18 protein-coding genes are annotated in these 18,005 nt (G+C 72.1%); all 18 read left to right on the top strand.

Annotated elements, in window-relative coordinates; translation table 11 throughout:
* Positions 1 to 103 precede the first annotated feature (103 nt).
* The 18 genes from ACN26Z_RS23000 to ACN26Z_RS22915 all read left to right on the top strand — a co-directional run bounded on the left by ACN26Z_RS23000 (position 104) and on the right by ACN26Z_RS22915 (position 17,914).
* Positions 104 to 1,594: a UDP-N-acetylmuramoyl-L-alanyl-D-glutamate--2,6-diaminopimelate ligase gene (locus tag ACN26Z_RS23000; RefSeq protein ID WP_421464701.1), complete on the top strand. Its 1,491-nt coding sequence runs from the start codon at positions 104 to 106 to the stop codon at positions 1,592 to 1,594.
* Positions 1,591 to 3,018 carry a UDP-N-acetylmuramoyl-tripeptide--D-alanyl-D-alanine ligase gene (locus ACN26Z_RS22995; protein WP_282237427.1) on the top strand — a complete coding sequence of 476 codons (1,428 nt, stop codon included), beginning with the start codon at positions 1,591 to 1,593 and terminating at the stop codon, positions 3,016 to 3,018. Before ACN26Z_RS23000 ends, ACN26Z_RS22995 begins: the two co-directional genes overlap by 4 nt.
* A complete protein-coding gene (mraY, locus tag ACN26Z_RS22990; protein WP_093401147.1) occupies positions 3,015 to 4,148 on the top strand; it encodes a phospho-N-acetylmuramoyl-pentapeptide-transferase in 1,134 nt (377 codons plus the stop codon). The genes ACN26Z_RS22995 and mraY overlap by 4 nt, the downstream gene beginning before the upstream one ends.
* A gap of 318 nt (positions 4,149 to 4,466) precedes the next feature.
* Positions 4,467 to 5,876: a peptidoglycan glycosyltransferase FtsW gene (locus ACN26Z_RS22985; RefSeq protein WP_093401552.1), complete on the top strand. Its 1,410-nt coding sequence runs from the start codon at positions 4,467 to 4,469 to the stop codon at positions 5,874 to 5,876.
* Positions 5,876 to 6,982, top strand: a complete 1,107-nt coding sequence (gene murG, locus ACN26Z_RS22980) for an undecaprenyldiphospho-muramoylpentapeptide beta-N-acetylglucosaminyltransferase (protein WP_093401146.1) — start codon at positions 5,876 to 5,878, stop codon at positions 6,980 to 6,982. The genes ACN26Z_RS22985 and murG overlap by 1 nt, the downstream gene beginning before the upstream one ends.
* A gap of 14 nt (positions 6,983 to 6,996) precedes the next feature.
* A complete protein-coding gene (gene murC / locus ACN26Z_RS22975; protein WP_421463400.1) occupies positions 6,997 to 8,529 on the top strand; it encodes a UDP-N-acetylmuramate--L-alanine ligase in 1,533 nt (510 codons plus the stop codon).
* Positions 8,530 to 8,561: 32 nt separating this feature from the next.
* Complete coding sequence (locus ACN26Z_RS22970) at positions 8,562 to 9,341, top strand: cell division protein FtsQ/DivIB (RefSeq protein WP_421464700.1); 780 nt, start codon at positions 8,562 to 8,564, stop codon at positions 9,339 to 9,341.
* A 240-nt stretch (positions 9,342 to 9,581) separates the two neighbouring features.
* The gene (ftsZ, locus tag ACN26Z_RS22965; protein WP_421463399.1) at positions 9,582 to 10,697 is read left to right on the top strand and encodes a cell division protein FtsZ; all 1,116 of its coding nucleotides are present in this window, start codon (positions 9,582 to 9,584) and stop codon (positions 10,695 to 10,697) included.
* A 9-nt stretch (positions 10,698 to 10,706) separates the two neighbouring features.
* Positions 10,707 to 11,456, top strand: a complete 750-nt coding sequence (locus tag ACN26Z_RS22960; protein ID WP_093401142.1) for a YggS family pyridoxal phosphate-dependent enzyme — start codon at positions 10,707 to 10,709, stop codon at positions 11,454 to 11,456.
* 193 nt (positions 11,457 to 11,649) lie between these two features.
* A complete protein-coding gene (locus tag ACN26Z_RS22955; RefSeq protein WP_093401141.1) occupies positions 11,650 to 12,345 on the top strand; it encodes a cell division protein SepF in 696 nt (231 codons plus the stop codon).
* Between the two features lie 29 nt (positions 12,346 to 12,374).
* Positions 12,375 to 12,680 carry a YggT family protein gene (locus ACN26Z_RS22950; protein WP_093401140.1) on the top strand — a complete coding sequence of 102 codons (306 nt, stop codon included), beginning with the start codon at positions 12,375 to 12,377 and terminating at the stop codon, positions 12,678 to 12,680.
* A gap of 44 nt (positions 12,681 to 12,724) precedes the next feature.
* Positions 12,725 to 13,528, top strand: a complete 804-nt coding sequence (locus tag ACN26Z_RS22945; RefSeq protein ID WP_093401139.1) for a DivIVA domain-containing protein — start codon at positions 12,725 to 12,727, stop codon at positions 13,526 to 13,528.
* Positions 13,529 to 13,602: 74 nt separating this feature from the next.
* Positions 13,603 to 14,175 carry a hypothetical protein gene (locus tag ACN26Z_RS22940; protein WP_093401138.1) on the top strand — a complete coding sequence of 191 codons (573 nt, stop codon included), beginning with the start codon at positions 13,603 to 13,605 and terminating at the stop codon, positions 14,173 to 14,175.
* 10 nt (positions 14,176 to 14,185) lie between these two features.
* Positions 14,186 to 14,491: a DUF167 domain-containing protein gene (locus ACN26Z_RS22935; protein WP_093401551.1), complete on the top strand. Its 306-nt coding sequence runs from the start codon at positions 14,186 to 14,188 to the stop codon at positions 14,489 to 14,491.
* Between the two features lie 229 nt (positions 14,492 to 14,720).
* Positions 14,721 to 15,140 carry a TraR/DksA family transcriptional regulator gene (locus tag ACN26Z_RS22930; RefSeq protein WP_093401137.1) on the top strand — a complete coding sequence of 140 codons (420 nt, stop codon included), beginning with the start codon at positions 14,721 to 14,723 and terminating at the stop codon, positions 15,138 to 15,140.
* Between the two features lie 67 nt (positions 15,141 to 15,207).
* Positions 15,208 to 15,888: a signal peptidase II gene (gene lspA / locus ACN26Z_RS22925; protein ID WP_421463398.1), complete on the top strand. Its 681-nt coding sequence runs from the start codon at positions 15,208 to 15,210 to the stop codon at positions 15,886 to 15,888.
* Positions 15,885 to 16,829 carry an RluA family pseudouridine synthase gene (locus ACN26Z_RS22920; RefSeq protein ID WP_093401135.1) on the top strand — a complete coding sequence of 315 codons (945 nt, stop codon included), beginning with the start codon at positions 15,885 to 15,887 and terminating at the stop codon, positions 16,827 to 16,829. The genes lspA and ACN26Z_RS22920 overlap by 4 nt, the downstream gene beginning before the upstream one ends.
* A gap of 41 nt (positions 16,830 to 16,870) precedes the next feature.
* On the top strand, positions 16,871 to 17,914 hold the full coding sequence (locus ACN26Z_RS22915; protein WP_421463397.1) for a hypothetical protein: 1,044 nt from the start codon (positions 16,871 to 16,873) through the stop codon (positions 17,912 to 17,914).
* Positions 17,915 to 18,005 lie beyond the last annotated feature (91 nt).

Here is an 18,005-nt window from a genome sequence, read left to right as displayed (position 1 = left end):
GCGGTTCGACTTCATCAGACGGAGATTCAGGCGCGCCGTGCGGCCCGGACCGAGCGACCGGGTAGGGTCTGACGCCGTGCGCGGCAATCCTCGTCCCCGTTCCGTGACCGGGATCCGGCTCGGTGACCTGGCCGCCCGGCTCGCCGTGGCGTCCCCGACAAGTGCCGACCCGGTGGTGACCGGGGTGACCCACGCCAGCGGCGAGGTCGGTCCCGGTGATCTGTACGCGGCCCTGCCCGGCGCTCGACGGCACGGCGCGGAGTTCGCCGCCGCAGCGGCGAGCGCCGGTGCGGTCGCGATGCTCACCGATCCGGCCGGCGTCGAGCGCGCCGCCGACAGCGGGTTGCCGACCCTGGTGGCGGCCGACCCCCGCGCGGTGCTCGGCATGCTCGCCTCGGCCGTCTACGGCGATCCCACGGCCGGGCTGACCGTGATCGGGGTGACCGGTACCGCCGGCAAGACCTCCACCGCTTACCTGGTCGAGTCGGGGTTGCGCGCCGCCGGCCACACCACCGGCCTGATCGGCACCGTGGAGACCCGCCTCGGTGATCTGGTGATCGACAGCGTGCGGACCACGCCCGAGGCCACCGACCTGCACGCCATGCTGGCCGCCGCTCGCGAGCGTGGCGTGACCGCGGTGGTCATGGAGGTCTCCAGCCACGCCCTGGCGATGGGCCGGGTCGGCGGGGTGCGGTTCGCCGTCGGCGGCTGGACCAACTTCGGCTCCGACCACCTGGACTTCCACGCCGACGCCGAGGACTACTTCGCGGCAAAGGCCCGGCTGTTCGACGGCCGGTGCGCGGTCGAGGTGCTCAACCACGACGACCCGGCGCTGAAGGCGCTGTTCAAGCCGGGCACGGTCAGCTTCTCCGCGCTCGGGGACCGGGCCGCCACCTGGTGGGCCGACGAGCAGACCGGCGAGGGGTACGCGCAGCGGTTCACCGCGCACGGCCCGGACGGACTGACGCTGCCCGCCCGGGTGGCGCTGCCCGGCCGGCACAACGTGTCCAACGCCCTGCTCGCCATCGCCAGCCTGGTGGCTGCCGGGATCGACCCGGTTACCGCCGCCGAGGGCGTGGCCGCCTGCGGCGGCGTACCCGGGCGGCTGGAGTCGGTGGGCGTGGCCGGCGGGGTCCGCGGGGTGGTCGACTACGCGCACAAGACCGACGCCGTGGTGGCCGCGCTGGCGGCGCTGCGGGAACTCAGCACCGGCCGGCTGATCTGCGTCATCGGGGCCGGTGGTGACCGGGACCGGGCCAAGCGGCCGGCGATGGGTGCCGCCGCCGCGGCCGGCGCCGACGTGGTGGTGGTGACCGACGACAACCCCCGCACCGAGGATCCGGCGGTGATCCGCGCCGAGGTGCTCGCCGGTGCGCGCCGGGCCGGCGCGTCGGCCCAGGTGATCGAGGTCGGTGGTCGCCGGGCGGCGATCGACGAGGCGGTGCGGCTGGCGACGCCGGGTGACGTGGTGGCCCTGCTCGGCAAGGGGCACGAGCGGGGCCAGGAGATCGCCGGCGAGGTGTACCCGTTCGACGACCGGACCGAGCTTGCCGACGCGCTGCGGGGCCGCTTCGGGGATCTGGAGGGCCAGTGATCACGCTCAGCCTGGCGGAGGTGGCCTCGGCGGTCGACGGTCGGCTGGTCGCCGCCGATCCCGCCGCGCAGGTCACCGGCAGTGTGGAGTTCGACTCCCGCAAGGTCACCCCCGGTGGGCTGTTTGTCGCCTTCGACGGGGAGAAGGTGGACGGCCACGACTTCGCCGCCGCGGCGGTGGCGTCCGGCGCGGTGGCTGTCTTGGGTACCCGCGAGGTGCCCGGGGTGCCGATGATCGTTGTCGCCGATCCGTTGGCGGCGATGGGCCGGCTCGCCCGTGCGGTGGTGGACCGGCTGCCCGGGCTCACCGTGATCGGGCTGACCGGCTCGTCGGGCAAGACCACCACCAAGGACCTGATCGCCCAGTTGACCGCCCGGCTCGGTGAGACGGTGGCGCCGCCCGGATCGTTCAACAACGAGCTGGGGCACCCGTACACGGCGTTGCAGGCCGGCCCGACCACCCGCTACCTGGTGATGGAGAAGGGCGCCCGGGGCATCGGCCATGTGCGGTACCTCTGCGAGGTCGCGCCGCCGCGCATCTCCGTGGTGCTCAACGTCGGGGTGTCGCACATCGGCGAGTTCGGGTCGCAGGAGAACATCGCCCTGGCCAAGGGCGAGCTGGTCGAGGCGCTGCCGGCCGACGGCCTGGCGGTGTTGAACGCCGACGATCCGCTTGTCGACGCCATGGCGGCCCGTACGGTGGCCCGGGTGATCCGCTACGGCGAGTCGGCGCACGCCGACGTGCGGGCCGTGGACGTGACGCTTGACGAGCGGGGACGGCCCGCGTACACCCTCGTCACGCCGGAGGGCAGTGCGCCGGTGCGGCTCGGGCTCACCGGCCGCCACCAGGTCTGGAACAGCCTGGCCGCGGCGGCCGTGGCACGGGAGCTGGGCATGCCGCTGGCCGAGCTGGCCACCGCGCTTGGCGCGCTCGGGCTGGTTTCCACCCGTCGGATGGACGTCTTCGAGCGCACCGACGGGATCACCGTGATCGACGACTCGTACAACGCCAACCCGGCGTCGACGGCGGTGGCGCTGCGGGCGCTGGGCGGCATCGGCGCGGGACGGCGTACCGTCGCGGTGCTCGGCTACATGGCCGAGCTGGGCGAGTTCGAGGCGCAGGGACATGCCGAGGTGGGCCGGCTCGCGGCCGAGCTGGGTGTGGACCGGTTGCTCGTGGTCGGCGAGGCGGCGGCGCCGATCCATCACGGGGCGACATCGGTAGGTGACTGGGGAGGAGAGTCGGTGCTGCTCACCGATCAGGCGGCGGCCGTCGAGGTGCTGCGCAGCGAGCTACGGCCGGGCGACGTCGTCCTGGTGAAGGGCTCCCGGTACCGGACCTGGGAGGTGGCCGACGCGCTGCGCGTCGAGGCCGCCGGGGGCGGTACGGGTACGTCGGCGTCGGCCGGGGGTGGCGCCGCGTGAGGGCGGTAATCGTGGCCATCGGGGTGGCCTTCCTCGTCTCGCTGTTCTGCACCCCGATCGCGATCCGGGTCTTCACCCGGCTCAAGGCCGGCCAGCCCATCCGGGCCGAGGGCCCGCAGATGCACCAGGGCAAGAAGGGCACGCCGACGATGGGCGGCGTGGTGTTCATCCTGGCCACTGTCATCGCGTACGTGGCCGGCCACCTCGCCCTGACCACGTTGCCCGACGCGCAGATCGCCCAGGTCGAGCCGACCATCACGGCGCTGGTGCTGCTCGGGCTGATGGTCTTCTGCGGCGCGGTCGGCTTCATCGACGACTTCCTGAAGGTGCGCAAGCGGCACAGCGGTGGCCTGAGCGCGCGGGGCAAGCTGCTCGGGCAGATCCTGGTCGGCGCGGTGTTCGGAGTCGTCGCGCTCTGGTTCCCCTCCACCATGACCGACGCCACCGGCGCGGTGACCAACACCGAGACGGTCGGCAGCACCACGCTCAGCTTCATCCGGGACATCCCGGCGCTGGACGTGACCAAGATCGGTGCGGTGATCATCTTCATCTTCGTGGTGATGGCGGCGACCAACGGCGTCAACCTCACCGATGGTCTCGACGGGCTGGCCACCGGCGCCTCGGTGATGGTGCTCGGCGCGTACGCGGTGATCGCGTTCTGGCAGTACCGGCACTGGTGCGCCGACCCGGCGTACACCGCGAACCCGGACAACTACTGCTACACCGTCCGCGACCCGCTGGAGATCGCGCTGATCGCCGGAGCGGCGGCCGGCGCCTGCGTCGGCTTCCTGTGGTGGAACACCTCGCCAGCCCGGATCTTCATGGGCGACACGGGGGCGCTCGGCCTCGGTGGCCTGATCGCCGGGATGGCGATGTCGACCCGTACGATCCTGCTCCTGCTGATCATCGGTGGTCTGTTCGTGATCATCACGATGTCGGTGGTGATCCAGATCATCTCCTTCAAGACCACCGGCAAGCGCGTCTTCCGGATGTCGCCGTTGCAGCACCACTTCGAGTTGGCCGGCTGGAGCGAGGTCAACATCGTGGTCCGGTTCTGGATCATCGCCGGCATCGGCGTGGCCATCGCCCTCGGCCTCTTCTACAGCGACTTCCTGGCCAACATGGGCTGACCCACCGCGCTGGGCGGCGTTGATCAAGAGGTTTGGGTCGGGATCCGTAACGGATCCCGACCCAAACCTCTTGATCAACGCCTTGGGGTGGCGTGTTGGAGGGACAGCGGAGGGTGGTTGGCGCAAGTGCGACACGCCGACCGGGCCGTACCGCCCCGGTCGGGTGCCGGTAGCGGCGATGATGACGCTGTGGGGGAGGCGCGAGCAGACGACGTGGCAGTGGACCGCAGCCCGGCGCGTCCGGAGGTGTCGGTGACCGCGGTGACCGGACGCGGCGACGCCGAGGGGGCGTGGCGTGGGTTGGACACGGTGGGGTCGTTGGCCGCGTTGCGGGGCCTGCTGTCCCGGCCGCTGGCCTCGTACCACCTGCTGCTGGCCAGCGCCGGGTTACTGCTGCTGATCGGGCTGACCATGGTCTTCTCGGCCACCAGCGTGCGGGACTACGCCCTGGGTGGCAACGCCTCGGCGTCGCTGACCAAGCAGGCGATCTTCGCGGTGATCGGCATCGTGGCGTTCTGGGCCTGCCAGCGCCTGCCGGCGCGCACCTACCGGGCCCTGGGCCGGCCGACCCTGGCCGTCGCGGTGGGGCTGCTGGTGGTGCTGAACCTGCTGGTGGCGTACGGGCGGCTGACCGACGGCGACGCGAAGATCGGCCCGCTGGAGGCCCAACTGCTCTGGCTGTACGTCGGCGAGGTCAGCCTGCAACCGTCGGAGCTGGCGAAGTTCGCGCTGGTGCTGTGGGGTGCGCACGTGCTCGCCCGCAAGGGCGCGGCGCTGGGTTGGTGGCGGGAGTTGGCCACGCCGTTGTTCCCGGTGGTGGGGCTGCTCTTCGTGCTGGTCGGCTACAACGACCTGGGCAGCATGCTCTGCCTGCTGGCCCTGGTGGTGGGGCTGCTCTGGGCGGCCGGGGTGCGGCTGCGGGTCTTCGCCGCGCTCAGCGCGATCGGGCTGCTCGGCATCGGCCTGCTGGTGGCGGTGGCCTCCCTCGGCGCCGGTTCGGGCGTACGGGGTGAGGAGAACTACCGGCTGGCCCGGCTCACCGTCTTCTTCAACCCGCCGCCGCTGGACGGATGCAAGGAGCAACTCTGCTACCAGATGGTCCAGGCCCGTTACGCCATCGCCAACGGCGGCTGGTTCGGCACCGGGCTGGGCCAGGGGCGGACCAAGTGGGCCTGGCTGCCGGCCGCGGAGAACGACTTCATCTTCGCGGTGATCGCCGAGGAGCTGGGGGTGGTCGGCTGCGCCGTGATCGTCACCCTGTTCGCCGTGCTCGGCTACACCGGCCTGCGCATCGCCCGTCGGGTCGACGACCCGTTCCGGCGACTGGCCGCCGCGGGCGCCACCGCCTGGCTCGTCGGGCAGGCGTTCATCAACATCGGCGGCGTCATCGGGCTGTTGCCGCTGACCGGCGTACCGCTGCCGTTCATCTCCGACGGCGGCAGCGCCCTGGTGGTCACCCTCGCGGCGGTCGGCATGCTGGCCTCGTTCGCCCGCGCGGAACCCGATGCGGCCCGGGCCCTGCATGCCCGTCCACCGGCCCGGTGGGTCCGACTAGTGTGGGCACCGTTGCCGCCGCTTCCCGGCCGGCGGCGCCGCTCGGCGCCGCCGTCGACGGCCCGGGGCTCCGTGCCCCAGGCACGCAAGCGGCGTAGGGACGACCAGGCCGCGTCGCGTGGCGCCCGGGACAGCCGGGGTCGCAGCGGGTCGGCGAGCGAGAGGAGACGTTGATGGGTCCGCTGCGTTCGGTGGTGCTCGCAGGAGGTGGCACCGGGGGGCACATCTACCCGTTGCTCGCCTTCGCCGACTGCCTGCGCCGGCACGACCCCGGCGTCCGGATAACCTGCCTCGGCACACCGAAGGGCCTGGAGAACGAGCTGATCCCGCCGGCCGGCTACGACCTGCGGAACATCCCTGCCTACCAACTGCCCCGGTCGATCAACATGAACCTGGTCCGTACCCCGGGCCGGATGTGGACCGCGGCCCGCGCGGCCGGCAAGGTCATCGACGAGGTACGCGCCGACGTGGTGGTCGGCTTCGGCGGGTACGTCTCGGTGCCGGCCTATCTGGCCGCCTGGCGGCGGGAACTGCCCATCGTGATCCACGAGGTGAACGTGCCGCCGGGGGTGGCGAACCGGTTGGGCATGAAGTTCACCAAGCACGTCGCCGTCGGTTTCCCGCACCAGCCGGCGCAGGCGGAGTCGCTGCGCGACGCCCGGGTGGTCGGCGTGCCGCTGCGCCGCAGCATCGCCGGGCTGGACCGGGCGGCGATGCGTAACGCCGCGCGGGCCCACTTCGGGCTCCGCCCCGACCTGCCGGTGCTCTTCGTCGCCGGCGGCTCGCAGGGCGCCCGGTCGATCAACCTCGCGGTCTCCGGGGCGGCGAAGGAACTGGCCCGCAACGGCGTCCAGGTGCTGCACGTGATCGGCGCCCGCAACGAGCCGGTGTCGGTCCCGACGGACCTGCCGGTGCCGTACGTGACGCTGCCGTACCTGTCCGACATGGACGCCGGGTACGCGGCGGCGGACCTGATGCTCGGCCGGGGCGGGGCGATGACCTGCGCCGAGGTCGCCGCGATCGGGCTGCCGACGATCTACGTGCCCTACCCGCACAGCAACCAGGAGCAGAAGCGTAACGCACTGCCGGTGGTCGAGGCCGGTGGCGGCCTGCTCGTCGACGACGCCGAGGTGACTCCGGACTGGCTCGAACGTACGGTCATTCCGCTGATCCGCGATCCGCAGCGGCTGCACGCGATGGGTACCGCCGCCGCGGCCTACGGGCGGCGCGACGGCGACGAGGCGCTGCTCAACTTCGTCTACGAGGCGGTTACCCGGTGAGCGCGAGGAGCGAGATGACCACGTTCAGCCCGGCGGGCACGCTTACCGCCGAGGATCTCGGCCATATCCACCTGATCGGCGTGGGCGGGGTCGGCATGAGCGGGCTGGCCCGGCTCTTCCTCACCCGGGGCCTGCCGGTCTCCGGCAGCGAGCTGCGCGAGTGGCCGTCGCTGGCCGGCCTGCGGGCGCTCGGGGGAACGATCCACATGACCCACGAGACGGCCAACCTCGACGGGGTCGACACTGTCGTGTACTCCTCGGCGATCCCCGCCGACCATCTGGAGATGGTCGAGGCACGCCGCCGCGGGCTGCGGGTGCTGCACCGCTCGGAGGCCCTGGCAGCCGCGATGACCGGTCGCCGTACCGTGGCCGTCGCCGGCACCCACGGCAAGACCACCACCACCTCGATGGTCACCATGGTGCTGCAACAGGCCGGGGCCGATCCGTCCTTCGTGATCGGTGGGGAGATCTCCGAGGTCGGCTCGGGGGCACACCACGGCACCGGCGAGTACTTCGTGGTCGAGGCCGACGAGAGCGACCGCTCCTTCCTCATCTACCGTCCGTACGTCTCGATCGTCACGAATGTCGAGGCGGATCACCTGAACACCTACGGCGACCTGGCCAACCTGGAGGCCACCTTCGCCGAGTTCGCCCGGCTCACCGACCCGGAGGGGTTCGTCATCACCTGCGCCGACGACGCGGGTGGCCGGCGGCTGGCGGCGACGCTGCGCGCCGAGGGGCGTCGGGTGTACACCTACGGGGAGGCCGAGGACGCTGACCTGCGACTGACCGACATCGCCTCCTCGGCGCGGGGGGTGCGCTACCTCGCCCACATCGACGGTCGCTCGCTGGGCGAGTTCCGACTGCCGGTGCCGGGCCGGCACATGGGGCTCAACAGTGCCTCGGCGGTGCTGGCCGCGTACCTGCTGGAGCTGCCACTGCCGGCGGCGGAGGCCGCGCTCGCGGCCTTCCCGGGGGTGCGCCGACGTTTCGAGCGCAAGGGCGACGTCGACGGGGTGCTCGTCTACGACGAGTACGCCTACCACCCGACCTCGATGACGTTGGCCCTGCGGACGTTGCGCGAGGTGGCCGGGGAGGGCCGGCTGATCGTGGTCTTCCAGCCCTACCGGCTCTACCGCACCCGGGAGTTGCAGGCGGAGATCGCTGAGGCGCTGGCGATCGCCGACGAGCTGGTGCTGCTGGAGGTCTTCGGGCCGGGCGAGGAACGTGCCCCCGGCGAGGGCTCGACGGCGCTGGTCGAGGCGGTGTCGCTGCCGGCGGAGCGGAAGGTCTTCGTCGACACGTGGGAGGCGGCGCCGGCCGAGGTGGCCCGCCGGGCCCGGCCGGGCGACGTGGTGGTGACGATGGGGGCTCCGCCGATCTCGCTGATGGGTGACGAGTTGTTGGCCGCGTTGGCGGCGCGTACCGCCGGTGCGTCGGCGCTGACCGGCACCGTCGCCGGCGGGGTGGCCGGCGGGTCGACGAGCATCGGGGGCAGCGTTCCCGGAGCCGTCGGCGTGGACGGCGCGGCGCCCGTCGCGGAATGAGTCCCGGTCCGGCCCGGGGGCGCGGCACCGGTGTGGACGGTGGCGCGGGGCGTCGCCCCGTGCGCCGGTGGCAGTTGGTACGTGCCGGCAGCGACGCGGTACCCGCCTCGACCCGGCGGTTCATGGCCCGGGCCCGGCGTCGGCGGATGCGCGCGGCGTTGCCCTGGGCGGTGGCCGGTGGTGTGGTCGCGGTGGCCGGGCTGGTGGCGTGGACGCTGCTGGGCACCGGCCTGTTCGGGGTACGCGAGGTTCGGGTGGAGGGTGCCGAACTGGTGACGGCGGTGCAGGTGCGGGACGCAGCGGGCGTGCCGGACGGTGCTCCGTTGGCCCGGGTGGACCTGGCCGCGCTGGCCGGCCGGATCGGTGCCCTGCCGCCGGTGGAGCGGGTCACCGTCACTCGGGACTGGCCGGACGCGTTGGTGGTACGACTGACCGAGCGTACGGGTGTGGCGGTGGTGCCGCGCGGGGAGCAGTTCGCGGTGGTCGACGCCGCCGGGGTGGTGTTCCGGACGGTGCCGCAGCGGCCGGACGGCCTGCCGCTGGTACGGCTGGCCACGCCCGGTCCGGACGACCCGGACACCCGGGCCGGTCTGGAGGTGCTCGGTGTGCTCACCCCGGAGCTGCTCGACCAGCTGGTCGAGATCAGTGTCGAGGGGCTGGCCCGGATCAGCCTGAGGTTGCATGACGACCGTACGGTGTTCTGGGGCGACGCGACCCGTGGCGCGGACAAGGCGCGGGTGGCCACCGCGCTGCTCGACCAGGATGCGGCCCGGATCGACGTGAGCGCGCCGGATGTGGTCACCTTCCGGTGAGCGACCGGTCAGTGGTGAGCCGTCTCGCTACACCGGCGACACGCCGGAGAGGTCCTTGGCTCATCGCTCGGCTGCGCTTACGTTGCCCCGAAGAGGATCAGTGGTTGACATAACTCTAACCCTCTAGTAGAGGGTGAGGGTTTACCTCTCGACCTCGGTGGTGGTAACTGCGTCGACCGTCGGTCCGGCCAGGCCGTAGCTCGGTCGGGGAGTAGCCGATCTCGAAGGAAAGGACCGGAGATGACACCTCCGCACAACTACCTGGCGGTCATCAAGGTCGTCGGCATCGGGGGTGGCGGCGTCAACGCCGTCAACCGGATGATCGAGGTTGGGCTCAAGGGCGTCGAGTTCATCGCGATCAACACGGACGCGCAGGCGCTGCTGATGAGCGACGCCGACGTCAAGCTCGACGTCGGCCGCGAGCTGACCCGGGGGCTGGGCGCCGGCGCCAACCCGGACGTCGGCAAGAACGCCGCCGAGGATCACCGCGACGAGATCGAGGAGGTCCTCAAGGGGGCCGACATGGTCTTCGTGACCTGCGGTGAGGGTGGTGGCACCGGCACCGGCGGCGCGCCTGTGGTGGCGAACATCGCCCGGAAGCTCGGCGCGCTGACCATCGGTGTGGTCACCCGCCCGTTCTCCTTCGAGGGCAAGCGCCGCCAGGTGCAGGCGGAGGCCGGCATCGACGAGCTGCGTAACCAGTGCGACACCCTGATCGTCATTCCCAACGACCGGCTGCTGGCGCTCGGTGACCGCAACATCAGCATGATGGACGCGTTCCGGACGGCCGACCAGGTGCTGCTCTCCGGTGTGCAGGGCATCACCGACCTGATCACCACGCCAGGTCTGATCAACCTCGACTTCGCCGACGTCAAGAGCGTGATGAGCGGCGCGGGCAGCGCGCTGATGGGCATCGGTAGCGCCCGGGGCGAGAACCGCGCGGTCGAGGCCGCCGAGGCCGCCATCTCCAGCCCGCTGCTTGAGCAGAGCATGGACGGTGCCCGTGGCGTGCTGCTCTCCATCGCCGGTGGCTCCGATCTCGGCCTGTTCGAGATCAACGACGCGGCCCAGCTGGTCACCGACGCGGCACACCCGGACGCGAACATCATCTTCGGTGCGGTCATCGACGACGCGCTCGGCGACGAGGTGCGGGTCACCGTGATCGCGGCGGGCTTCGACGGTGGCACACCGGCGTACAAGGCGGCCGAGCCGGCCCGCAAGACCAACCAGAACCAGCCGGCACAGCCGAGCACACCGATCCTGCCGCCGCCGGCCGCGCCGGCCGCGCCGCAGTCGCCGCGTCGGGTGCTCTTCGACGACGTGGATGTGCCCGACTTCCTGAAGAACGGGTCCTGAACACCGCCGATGACCGACAGCCAAGCCCCGGCGAGAGCCGACCGGCGCGCGGAGATCGCCGCCGGGCTCGCCCGCGTACGCTCCCGGATCGCCGACGCCTGCGCGGCTGCGGGCCGGGATCGGGCGGAAGTGACCATGATCGCGGTTACCAAGACCTATCCGGCCTCCGATGTGGTGACTCTGGTGGGCCTCGGCGTGACCGACGTGGGGGAGAACCGTGACCAGGAGGCGGCGACCAAGGCGGCGCAGGTCGCCGCCGCCGGGGTCGCCCCGCGCTGGCATTTCGTCGGCCGGTTGCAGCGCAACAAGGTCAAGTCGGTGCTGCGGTACGCGGACGTGGTCCAGTCCGTCGACAGTGTCCGCCTGGCGTCCGCGTTGGACGCCGGTGTCACCGCCATTGGCCGGGACCGGCCGTTGGACGTCCTGGTGCAGGTCAGCATCGACGGAGACGCGGCCCGGGGCGGTGCCGTGCCGGACTCGGCCGATCCGGACGCCGGCCTCGGCGCGGTCACCGAGGCGGTCGCCGCCGCCGGTGGGCTGCGGCTGGCCGGCCTGATGGCGGTGGCGCCGCTGGGCTGGGAGCCGGAGCGCGCCTTCGCCCGGCTGGCGGCCATCGCGGCGCTGGTGCGGGCGGACCATCCGCAGGCCACGGAGCTGTCCGCCGGCATGAGCGGCGACCTGGAGGCGGCGATCGGTCACGGCGCGACACATGTCCGCGTCGGCAGCGCGTTGCTCGGAATGCGTCCCACGCTGCGGTAGCCTGGCCGCGAGGGAAGCAAATTACATCAGTGTTGTTTGTGGGAACGGCCTTCCCGGCGACGGGGGGCGTGACGTGCAACGCGAGTTGCGCGTCGGGGGATTGCCGTTCCAGTCCGGTGGGCAGGGATGGTCCACTCGCGACAGGCGACACGGCGGGGGCGTGTGCCGCACGGCGGACGGGAAGGGCGCGGGGATGGGTGCACTGCGCAAGGCGGGGGTCTGGCTCGGACTGGTCGAAGAGGACGACGAGCGGGCCTACGACGACGGTGGCTACGACAAGGGTGGCTACCGGGAGTCGCGCTACCGGCAGAGCCGGTACGCCGAGGAGTTCGCCGACGAGGAGGAGGAGCCGGAGGAGCCGCCGGCGCCGCGTCCACGGTTGGGTGACCGTGGGCGGCTGAGCGAGCGGTCGGGCCGGCTGGGTGAGGCCGAGCGGCTGGAGTCCGAGCGCCCGGAGCGGTCCGAGCGGTCGGAGCGGTCCAGTGTCCGGTCGATCACCAGGTCGACCGGCGAGCCGTCCGGCGCGCTGACTTACCACACCCGGGACAATCTCGCCCTGGCGCCGCAGGTGCAGCCGCGTGAGCGCCCGCTGGTGCCGGAGGAGGAGCAGCGGTACCAGATCACCACGTTGCACCCGACGACCTATCGCGAGGCGCGGACGATCGGCGAGCACTTCCGCGACGGGGTGCCGGTGATCATCAACCTCACCGAGATGGATGAGGCGGATGCCCGCCGTCTGGTGGACTTCGCCGCCGGGCTGGCCTTCGGGCTGCGCGGTACGATCGAGCGCGTGACCAACCGGGTGTTCCTGCTCTCACCGGCCAATGTCCAGGTCACCGCGGAGGACAAGGCCAAGATCGCTGAGGGCGGGTTCTTCAGCCTGAGTTGACCCGCCCGACCCGAGGGACGTCGCCTGCCGTGTTGTCGATCTTGTTACAGGTCCTCTACCTGACCACGTATGTCTTTCTGATCGTTCTTCTGGCCCGTTTCGTGCTGAGCGCGGTGTTGCAGTACGGCCGACGCTGGCAGCCCGGTCGGGGAGCGTCAGCCGGACTGGAATCCGTGTGGAGCGTCACTGATCCCCCGCTCCGGGCGTTGAGGCGTGTGATCCCTCCGCTGCGAATTGGTACCGTGAGCATCGACCTGGCCTCCCTTGTGCTCCTGGTTATCCTGTTCGTGCTGATGAGGTTTGTGTTAGAGCCGGCGATCATCAGGACCGCCTGATGACCGACGCGCTATCGCGGCCGCAACTGACCCGAGGAGTTTCGATGCCGCTGACCCCGGCCGACGTCCACAACGTCGCCTTCAAGAAGCCGCCGATCGGCAAGCGGGGCTACGACGAGGAGGAGGTCGACGCCTTCCTGGACGAGGTCGAGCGCGAACTCGCCCGTCTGATCGAGGAGAACAACGAACTGCGCGCCCAGGTGGAGCGCGGTGGACGGGGCGGTGCCCCGGCCGGCCCCGGCGGCGACGCCCGCCTGGCCGCCGAGCTGAACGACGTCAAGGCCCAGCTCGACCGGGTGCAGCGCGACAAGGCCGCCGCCGAGCAGGCCGCCCGCGCCATGCAGGCCGAGCTGGAGCAGGTCCGCTCCGTCGGTGTCGGTGGCGCCGTGGCCGGCCCGGACGGCGAGCAGCAGGCGCTGCGCGTGCTCATGATGGCCCAGCGCACCGCCGACGACCACGTCTCCGACGCTCGCCGCGAGGCCGACCAGCTGCTCTCCGAGGCCCGTTCCAAGGCCGAGGAGGTCACCCGCGAGGCCCGTGCCAAGGCGGACGCGCTGGAGCGCGACGCCCGGCAGCGGCACCAGGAGGCCATGGGTGGCCTGGACGCCAAGCGCACCGCGTTGCAGAAGCACATCGAGGAGCTCAAGCAGTTCGAGCGCGAGTACCGCACCCGGCTCAAGGCGTACCTGGAGAGCCAGCTGCGGGACCTCGACGGCCGCGGTCAGGGCCTGGAGGCCGAGATGACCCGCGGCGAGGGCGCCCGGGCTGCCGGCAACGGGCTCGCTGCGGCGGGTCTCGCCGGTTCCTACGGCGGGGGCCGCTCCGGCGCGCTTGAGGCCGGTCGCTGAACCGGGTCGGTGACTGCCGCCAGCGCGGCGATCACCCGCCCAGCCTCATCGGTACGACACGGCGAGGGTGAGCCATGATAGTCATCAGTCTCGGGCTCATCCTCGTCGCTGTGGTGCTGCTGGTCTTCGGCCTGGCTGGTGGCTCCAGCCCGCTGCTGGTCGTCTCGATCGGGGCCAGCCTGCTGGCCGCCGTGGCACTTGTCGCAGGCGCCCGCCAGGCGGCTGGCCGGGCTTCGGCTCCCAGCGGCGCTACGGCTGGCCAGACCCGTCGCGACGGCGACGGGCGTGGGTGGGGCATTCCGAACCAGCAGACCTCGGCAACCGTGGACACCGGCGATGTCGGGTGGCGGCAACCACCCGGCTCGCCGGTGACCGAGCCGCGCGAGCGGTCGGGTGTTGCCGACGAGTACGACGACGAGCCGGCCGCCGAGGAGACCACGGCGGAGCAGGCCGCCCGGGTGGCCCGCCTCGCGGACGAGGTGCGGGTCGTCGACGGCCGGCCGCGGTACCACCTCGACGGGTGCCCGCACCTGGTCGGCCGGGAGCACGAGCCGCTGCCCGTCGCCGAGGCGGTCGAACTCGGTTTCACCCCCTGCGCGCACTGCACGCCGGACACCGTGTTGCTGGCGGAGACCGAGCGCCGCTGACGTGGTCCCGATGGACGATGCGCTGGTCGTCGCCGTACGGGTGAAGCCGGGTGCCTCCCGGGCCCGCGTGGGTGGCCGGTTCGACGGCCCGCACGGGCCCGCTCTCGTAATCGCGGTGCATCCACCGGCGGCGGACGGTCGGGCCACCGAGGCCGCCCGGCGCGCGTTGGCTGCCGCGCTCGGCGTCCGGCCGGCCGCCGTGTCGCTGCGCACCGGTGCGGCGAGCAGAGACAAGCTCTTCCTGGTCACGCCCTCCGGGCCGGATCTGATCGGTCGGCTGAGCCAGCTGCGGGACGGCGCGGAACCGACCGGCTGAGTGTCGGACATCTGCTAGCGTTCCCTTTGCCCCGAAATGGCAGTAACCGGGGTGGAACGGGCGTCGCGGTGCGGCACGTTGTCGGACGCCTTTACGTTCCGTATCCTTGCCAACCTCCGGAGTGCGCGGCCCCGTGGCCGCGCGCCCGTTTTGTACCTGGGGCGGCCGATGCGGCGGCCCCTGTCGAGGCGTCGCGGGCAACCGCGGCTCCGTGGCCGAGGGAGCGACGATGGCCAAGCCAGCCGACACCAGGACCGCAGGCCGCAAAACTGCGGCGAAGTCCACCCGCAGCGCCGCGGAGACCGAGAAGATCCGAGCCGCGTTGGCGGCCCGGCACGAGGAACTGCGAGCCGAGTACGATCAGACGCTGAGCGAGATCACCGAGCTGCAGCGCGACCGTCTCACCGACTCGGCCGGGGACGACCAGGCCGACACCGGCACCAAGACGTTCGAGCGGGAGCAGGAGATCTCCCTCGCCAACAGCATCCTGGAACGGATCACGCAGGTCGAGCGCGCCCTTGAGCGTCTCGATGAGGGTGGCTACGGCTGGTGCGAGCGATGCGGCAACCCCATCCCGGTGGAGCGGCTGGCCGCGTTCCCGTCGGCCACTCTCTGCGTGACCTGCAAGCAGCTGGAGGAGCGGCGCTGACGGCACGTTCCCCGGCGTGAGTGCGCAGCGGTGCGACCGTACCGCCGCGATAGTCGATGGGGAGCAGATGAGCGCAGCACCGCCCGCTGGATCCGGCACCACCGGGTCGGGCACCGCCACGAGATCGCGGCGCCGAGCCGTCACGATCCTCCTCTCGCTTGCGGTGTTCGCGTTGGCCGTCGACCTGTTGACCAAGCACCTGTCCCTCCAGGAACTCAGCGACCGCGAGCCGGTGCGACTGCTGGGTGGGGCGCTCTACCTGTCGCTGACCCGCAACAGCGGGGCCGCGTGGAGTCTGGGCAAGGACTACACCTTCATCTTCCCGATCATCGCGATCGGGGTGCTGGGCTGGATCGCCTGGATGGCGCGGACGTTGCGCTCGGCGCCGTGGGCGGTCGCGCTGGGCCTGGTGGTCGGTGGCGTCACCGGCAATCTGCTCGACCGGATCTTCCGGGCGCCGGGCTGGTTCGTCGGGCACGTGGTCGACATGTTCAGCGTCTTCGACCCGTACGGTCGGGTCTTCCCGATCTTCAACGTCGCAGACAGTGCCCTGGTCTGCGGTGTGCTGCTCGCCGTCGCGCTGGAGTTCACCGGACGCCAGCGCGACGGCACCCGGGCGCTGCCCGACGGCCGGCGCAGTGCCACCGACCGGGAAGACCCACCGGCCGGTGGCGGCACCGCGGACCGGCAGCCCGCCGGGGCCGGCGATCAGAGCGACACCGACGGCGGACGGCGGGAGCGGGCGTGACGGCCACCTTCGCCGCCGGCGGCGACCAGCGGAGCCTGCCGGTGCCCGACGGACTCGACGGGATGCGACTGGACCAGGCCGTCGCCCGGCTGTTCGGCCTGTCCCGTACCGCCGCCGCCGCGCTCGTCGATGCCGGGGAAGCGCTGGTGGACGGTGCGGTACGACCCAACTCGCACAAGGTGCGGGCGGGCTCCTGGCTGGAGGTGACGCTGCCCGCGCCGGCCACGGCGCCGGTGGTGGTGCCCCAGGCGGTGCCCGGCCTGCGGGTGGTGTACGCCGACGACGACATCGTGGTGGTGGACAAGCCGGTCGGCGTGGCCGCGCATCCCAGTCCCGGCTGGACCGGCCCGACCGTGATCGGCGGGCTCGCCGCGATCGGGCACACCATCGCCACCAGCGGCGCCGCCGAGCGTCAGGGCGTCGTGCACCGCCTCGACGTCGGCACCACAGGGGTCATGGTGGTGGCCAAGAGCGAGCAGGCGTACAGCGTGCTGAAGCGGGCCTTCAAGTATCGGGAGGTGGAGAAGCGCTACCACGCGGTGGTGCAGGGCCACCTGGACCCGTTGCGGGGCACCATCGACGCCCCGATCGACAGGCATCCGCACCACGACTACCGCTGGGCGGTGGTCTCCGGCGGTAAGCCGAGCATCACCCACTACGACACCATCGAGGCGTTTCCGTCCGCGAGCCTGGTCGACGTGCGGCTGGAAACCGGCCGTACGCACCAGATCCGGGTGCACTTCTCGACGCTGCGGCATCCGTGCGTGGGTGACCTCACGTACGGCGCCGATCCGACACTCGCCGCCCGGCTCGGACTGGACCGGCAGTGGTTGCACGCCAGAGAGTTGAGCTTCGAGCACCCCCGTACGGGGGACGAGGTCCGCTTCGTCAGCGACTACCCTGACGATCTGGGACGCACGTTGGAGATCCTCCGCGACTGACGCGTCCCACCCGTTTCGACCGACCGACGAGGGGACCGCCCGTGCGCGCCGGCGATCTGCTGCGGAAGTTGGACCAGCGACTGCTGCCCCGCCTCGCGGCCACGGTGACCCGGCTCGGCCATGGCCCGAGCCGCACTCCGCTGCTCGGCTGGGTGGCGATGCTGTCGTGCACCACGGTGCTGGCCACGGCCGTGCTCGCCACCGGTGGCCCGCCCGTGCCGGACCGCACGGTCGGCGAGGTGACCCGGGTGGGCGTGGTCGAGGGCGACTCCATCCCCCGTTACGAGGCGACCGCGGCGGCCGACCTGGCCGCGCTGGCCGGCTCGCTCGGCGACGGCACGTACGCCCTCGTCTCGCTCACCGAGTACCTCACCCCGGCCCGACTCGCCGCGGTGGTCGGTGACGTGGGGGTCGCGGTGGTGTTCGGACGGGTGCCGCTGCCGGAGCGGCAGACCGAGATCGTCCGTATTCCGACCCAGCGGGTGCCGGAGGACGTGACGGCCGGAATGATCAAACTCGCCGAGCGCAAGGAGCGGGAGGCCGCCGACTACCGGGCCCGGGCCACCGCGTTGGGCGGTGGTGGCCCGGAGGAGCGCGAACTGCGCGGCCTGTACCTCAGCGGCGCCCAGGTCGCGGCGGCGGAGGCGGCCGCGTTCCGGGCCGAGTGCGCCTGCCTCTACGCCCTGGTGGTACGCGCCGAGCCGGCGAAGCTACGCGGCGTCGCGGCCCGCTCCGGGGTGCGGGTGGTGGATCCGGCTCCGGAGGTTCGGCGGTTGGAGCGGACCGTCTTCACCCCGCCGCTGCCGGAGCAGCGAGATGTGGTCCGGCCGCCGGTTGACCGGACGGCCACACCGGAACCGACGGCGAGCGCCACCGTCTCCGCCACCGCAAGTGCCACCACAGCCGCCACCGAGGGCCCGCCCGCGCCGGAGCCGACAGTGGCGGACCGCTCGCTGACACCGCCGGAGGTGACGGATCCGTCACCGTCACCGTCGCCGCCCGCACCCGCGCCTTCGGCCTCGACATGGACGCCCTCGACCTCGGCAGACACCGACGACGAGGGTGATCCAGAGTCGGCACCTTGACGGTTGTCGACACATCCGGTTGTCGCCCGGTGTGGCCTCAGTAGGCTTTCGTTCGTAGCCTGTCAGACGGAGACCGAAGCGCTGGGGAGGC

The sequence above is a fragment of the Verrucosispora sp. WMMD703 genome (assembly GCF_049178935.1).
GTDB classification, from domain to species: domain Bacteria; phylum Actinomycetota; class Actinomycetes; order Mycobacteriales; family Micromonosporaceae; genus Micromonospora; species Micromonospora sediminimaris.
This window is presented reverse-complemented; position numbering and strand designations above follow the sequence as displayed.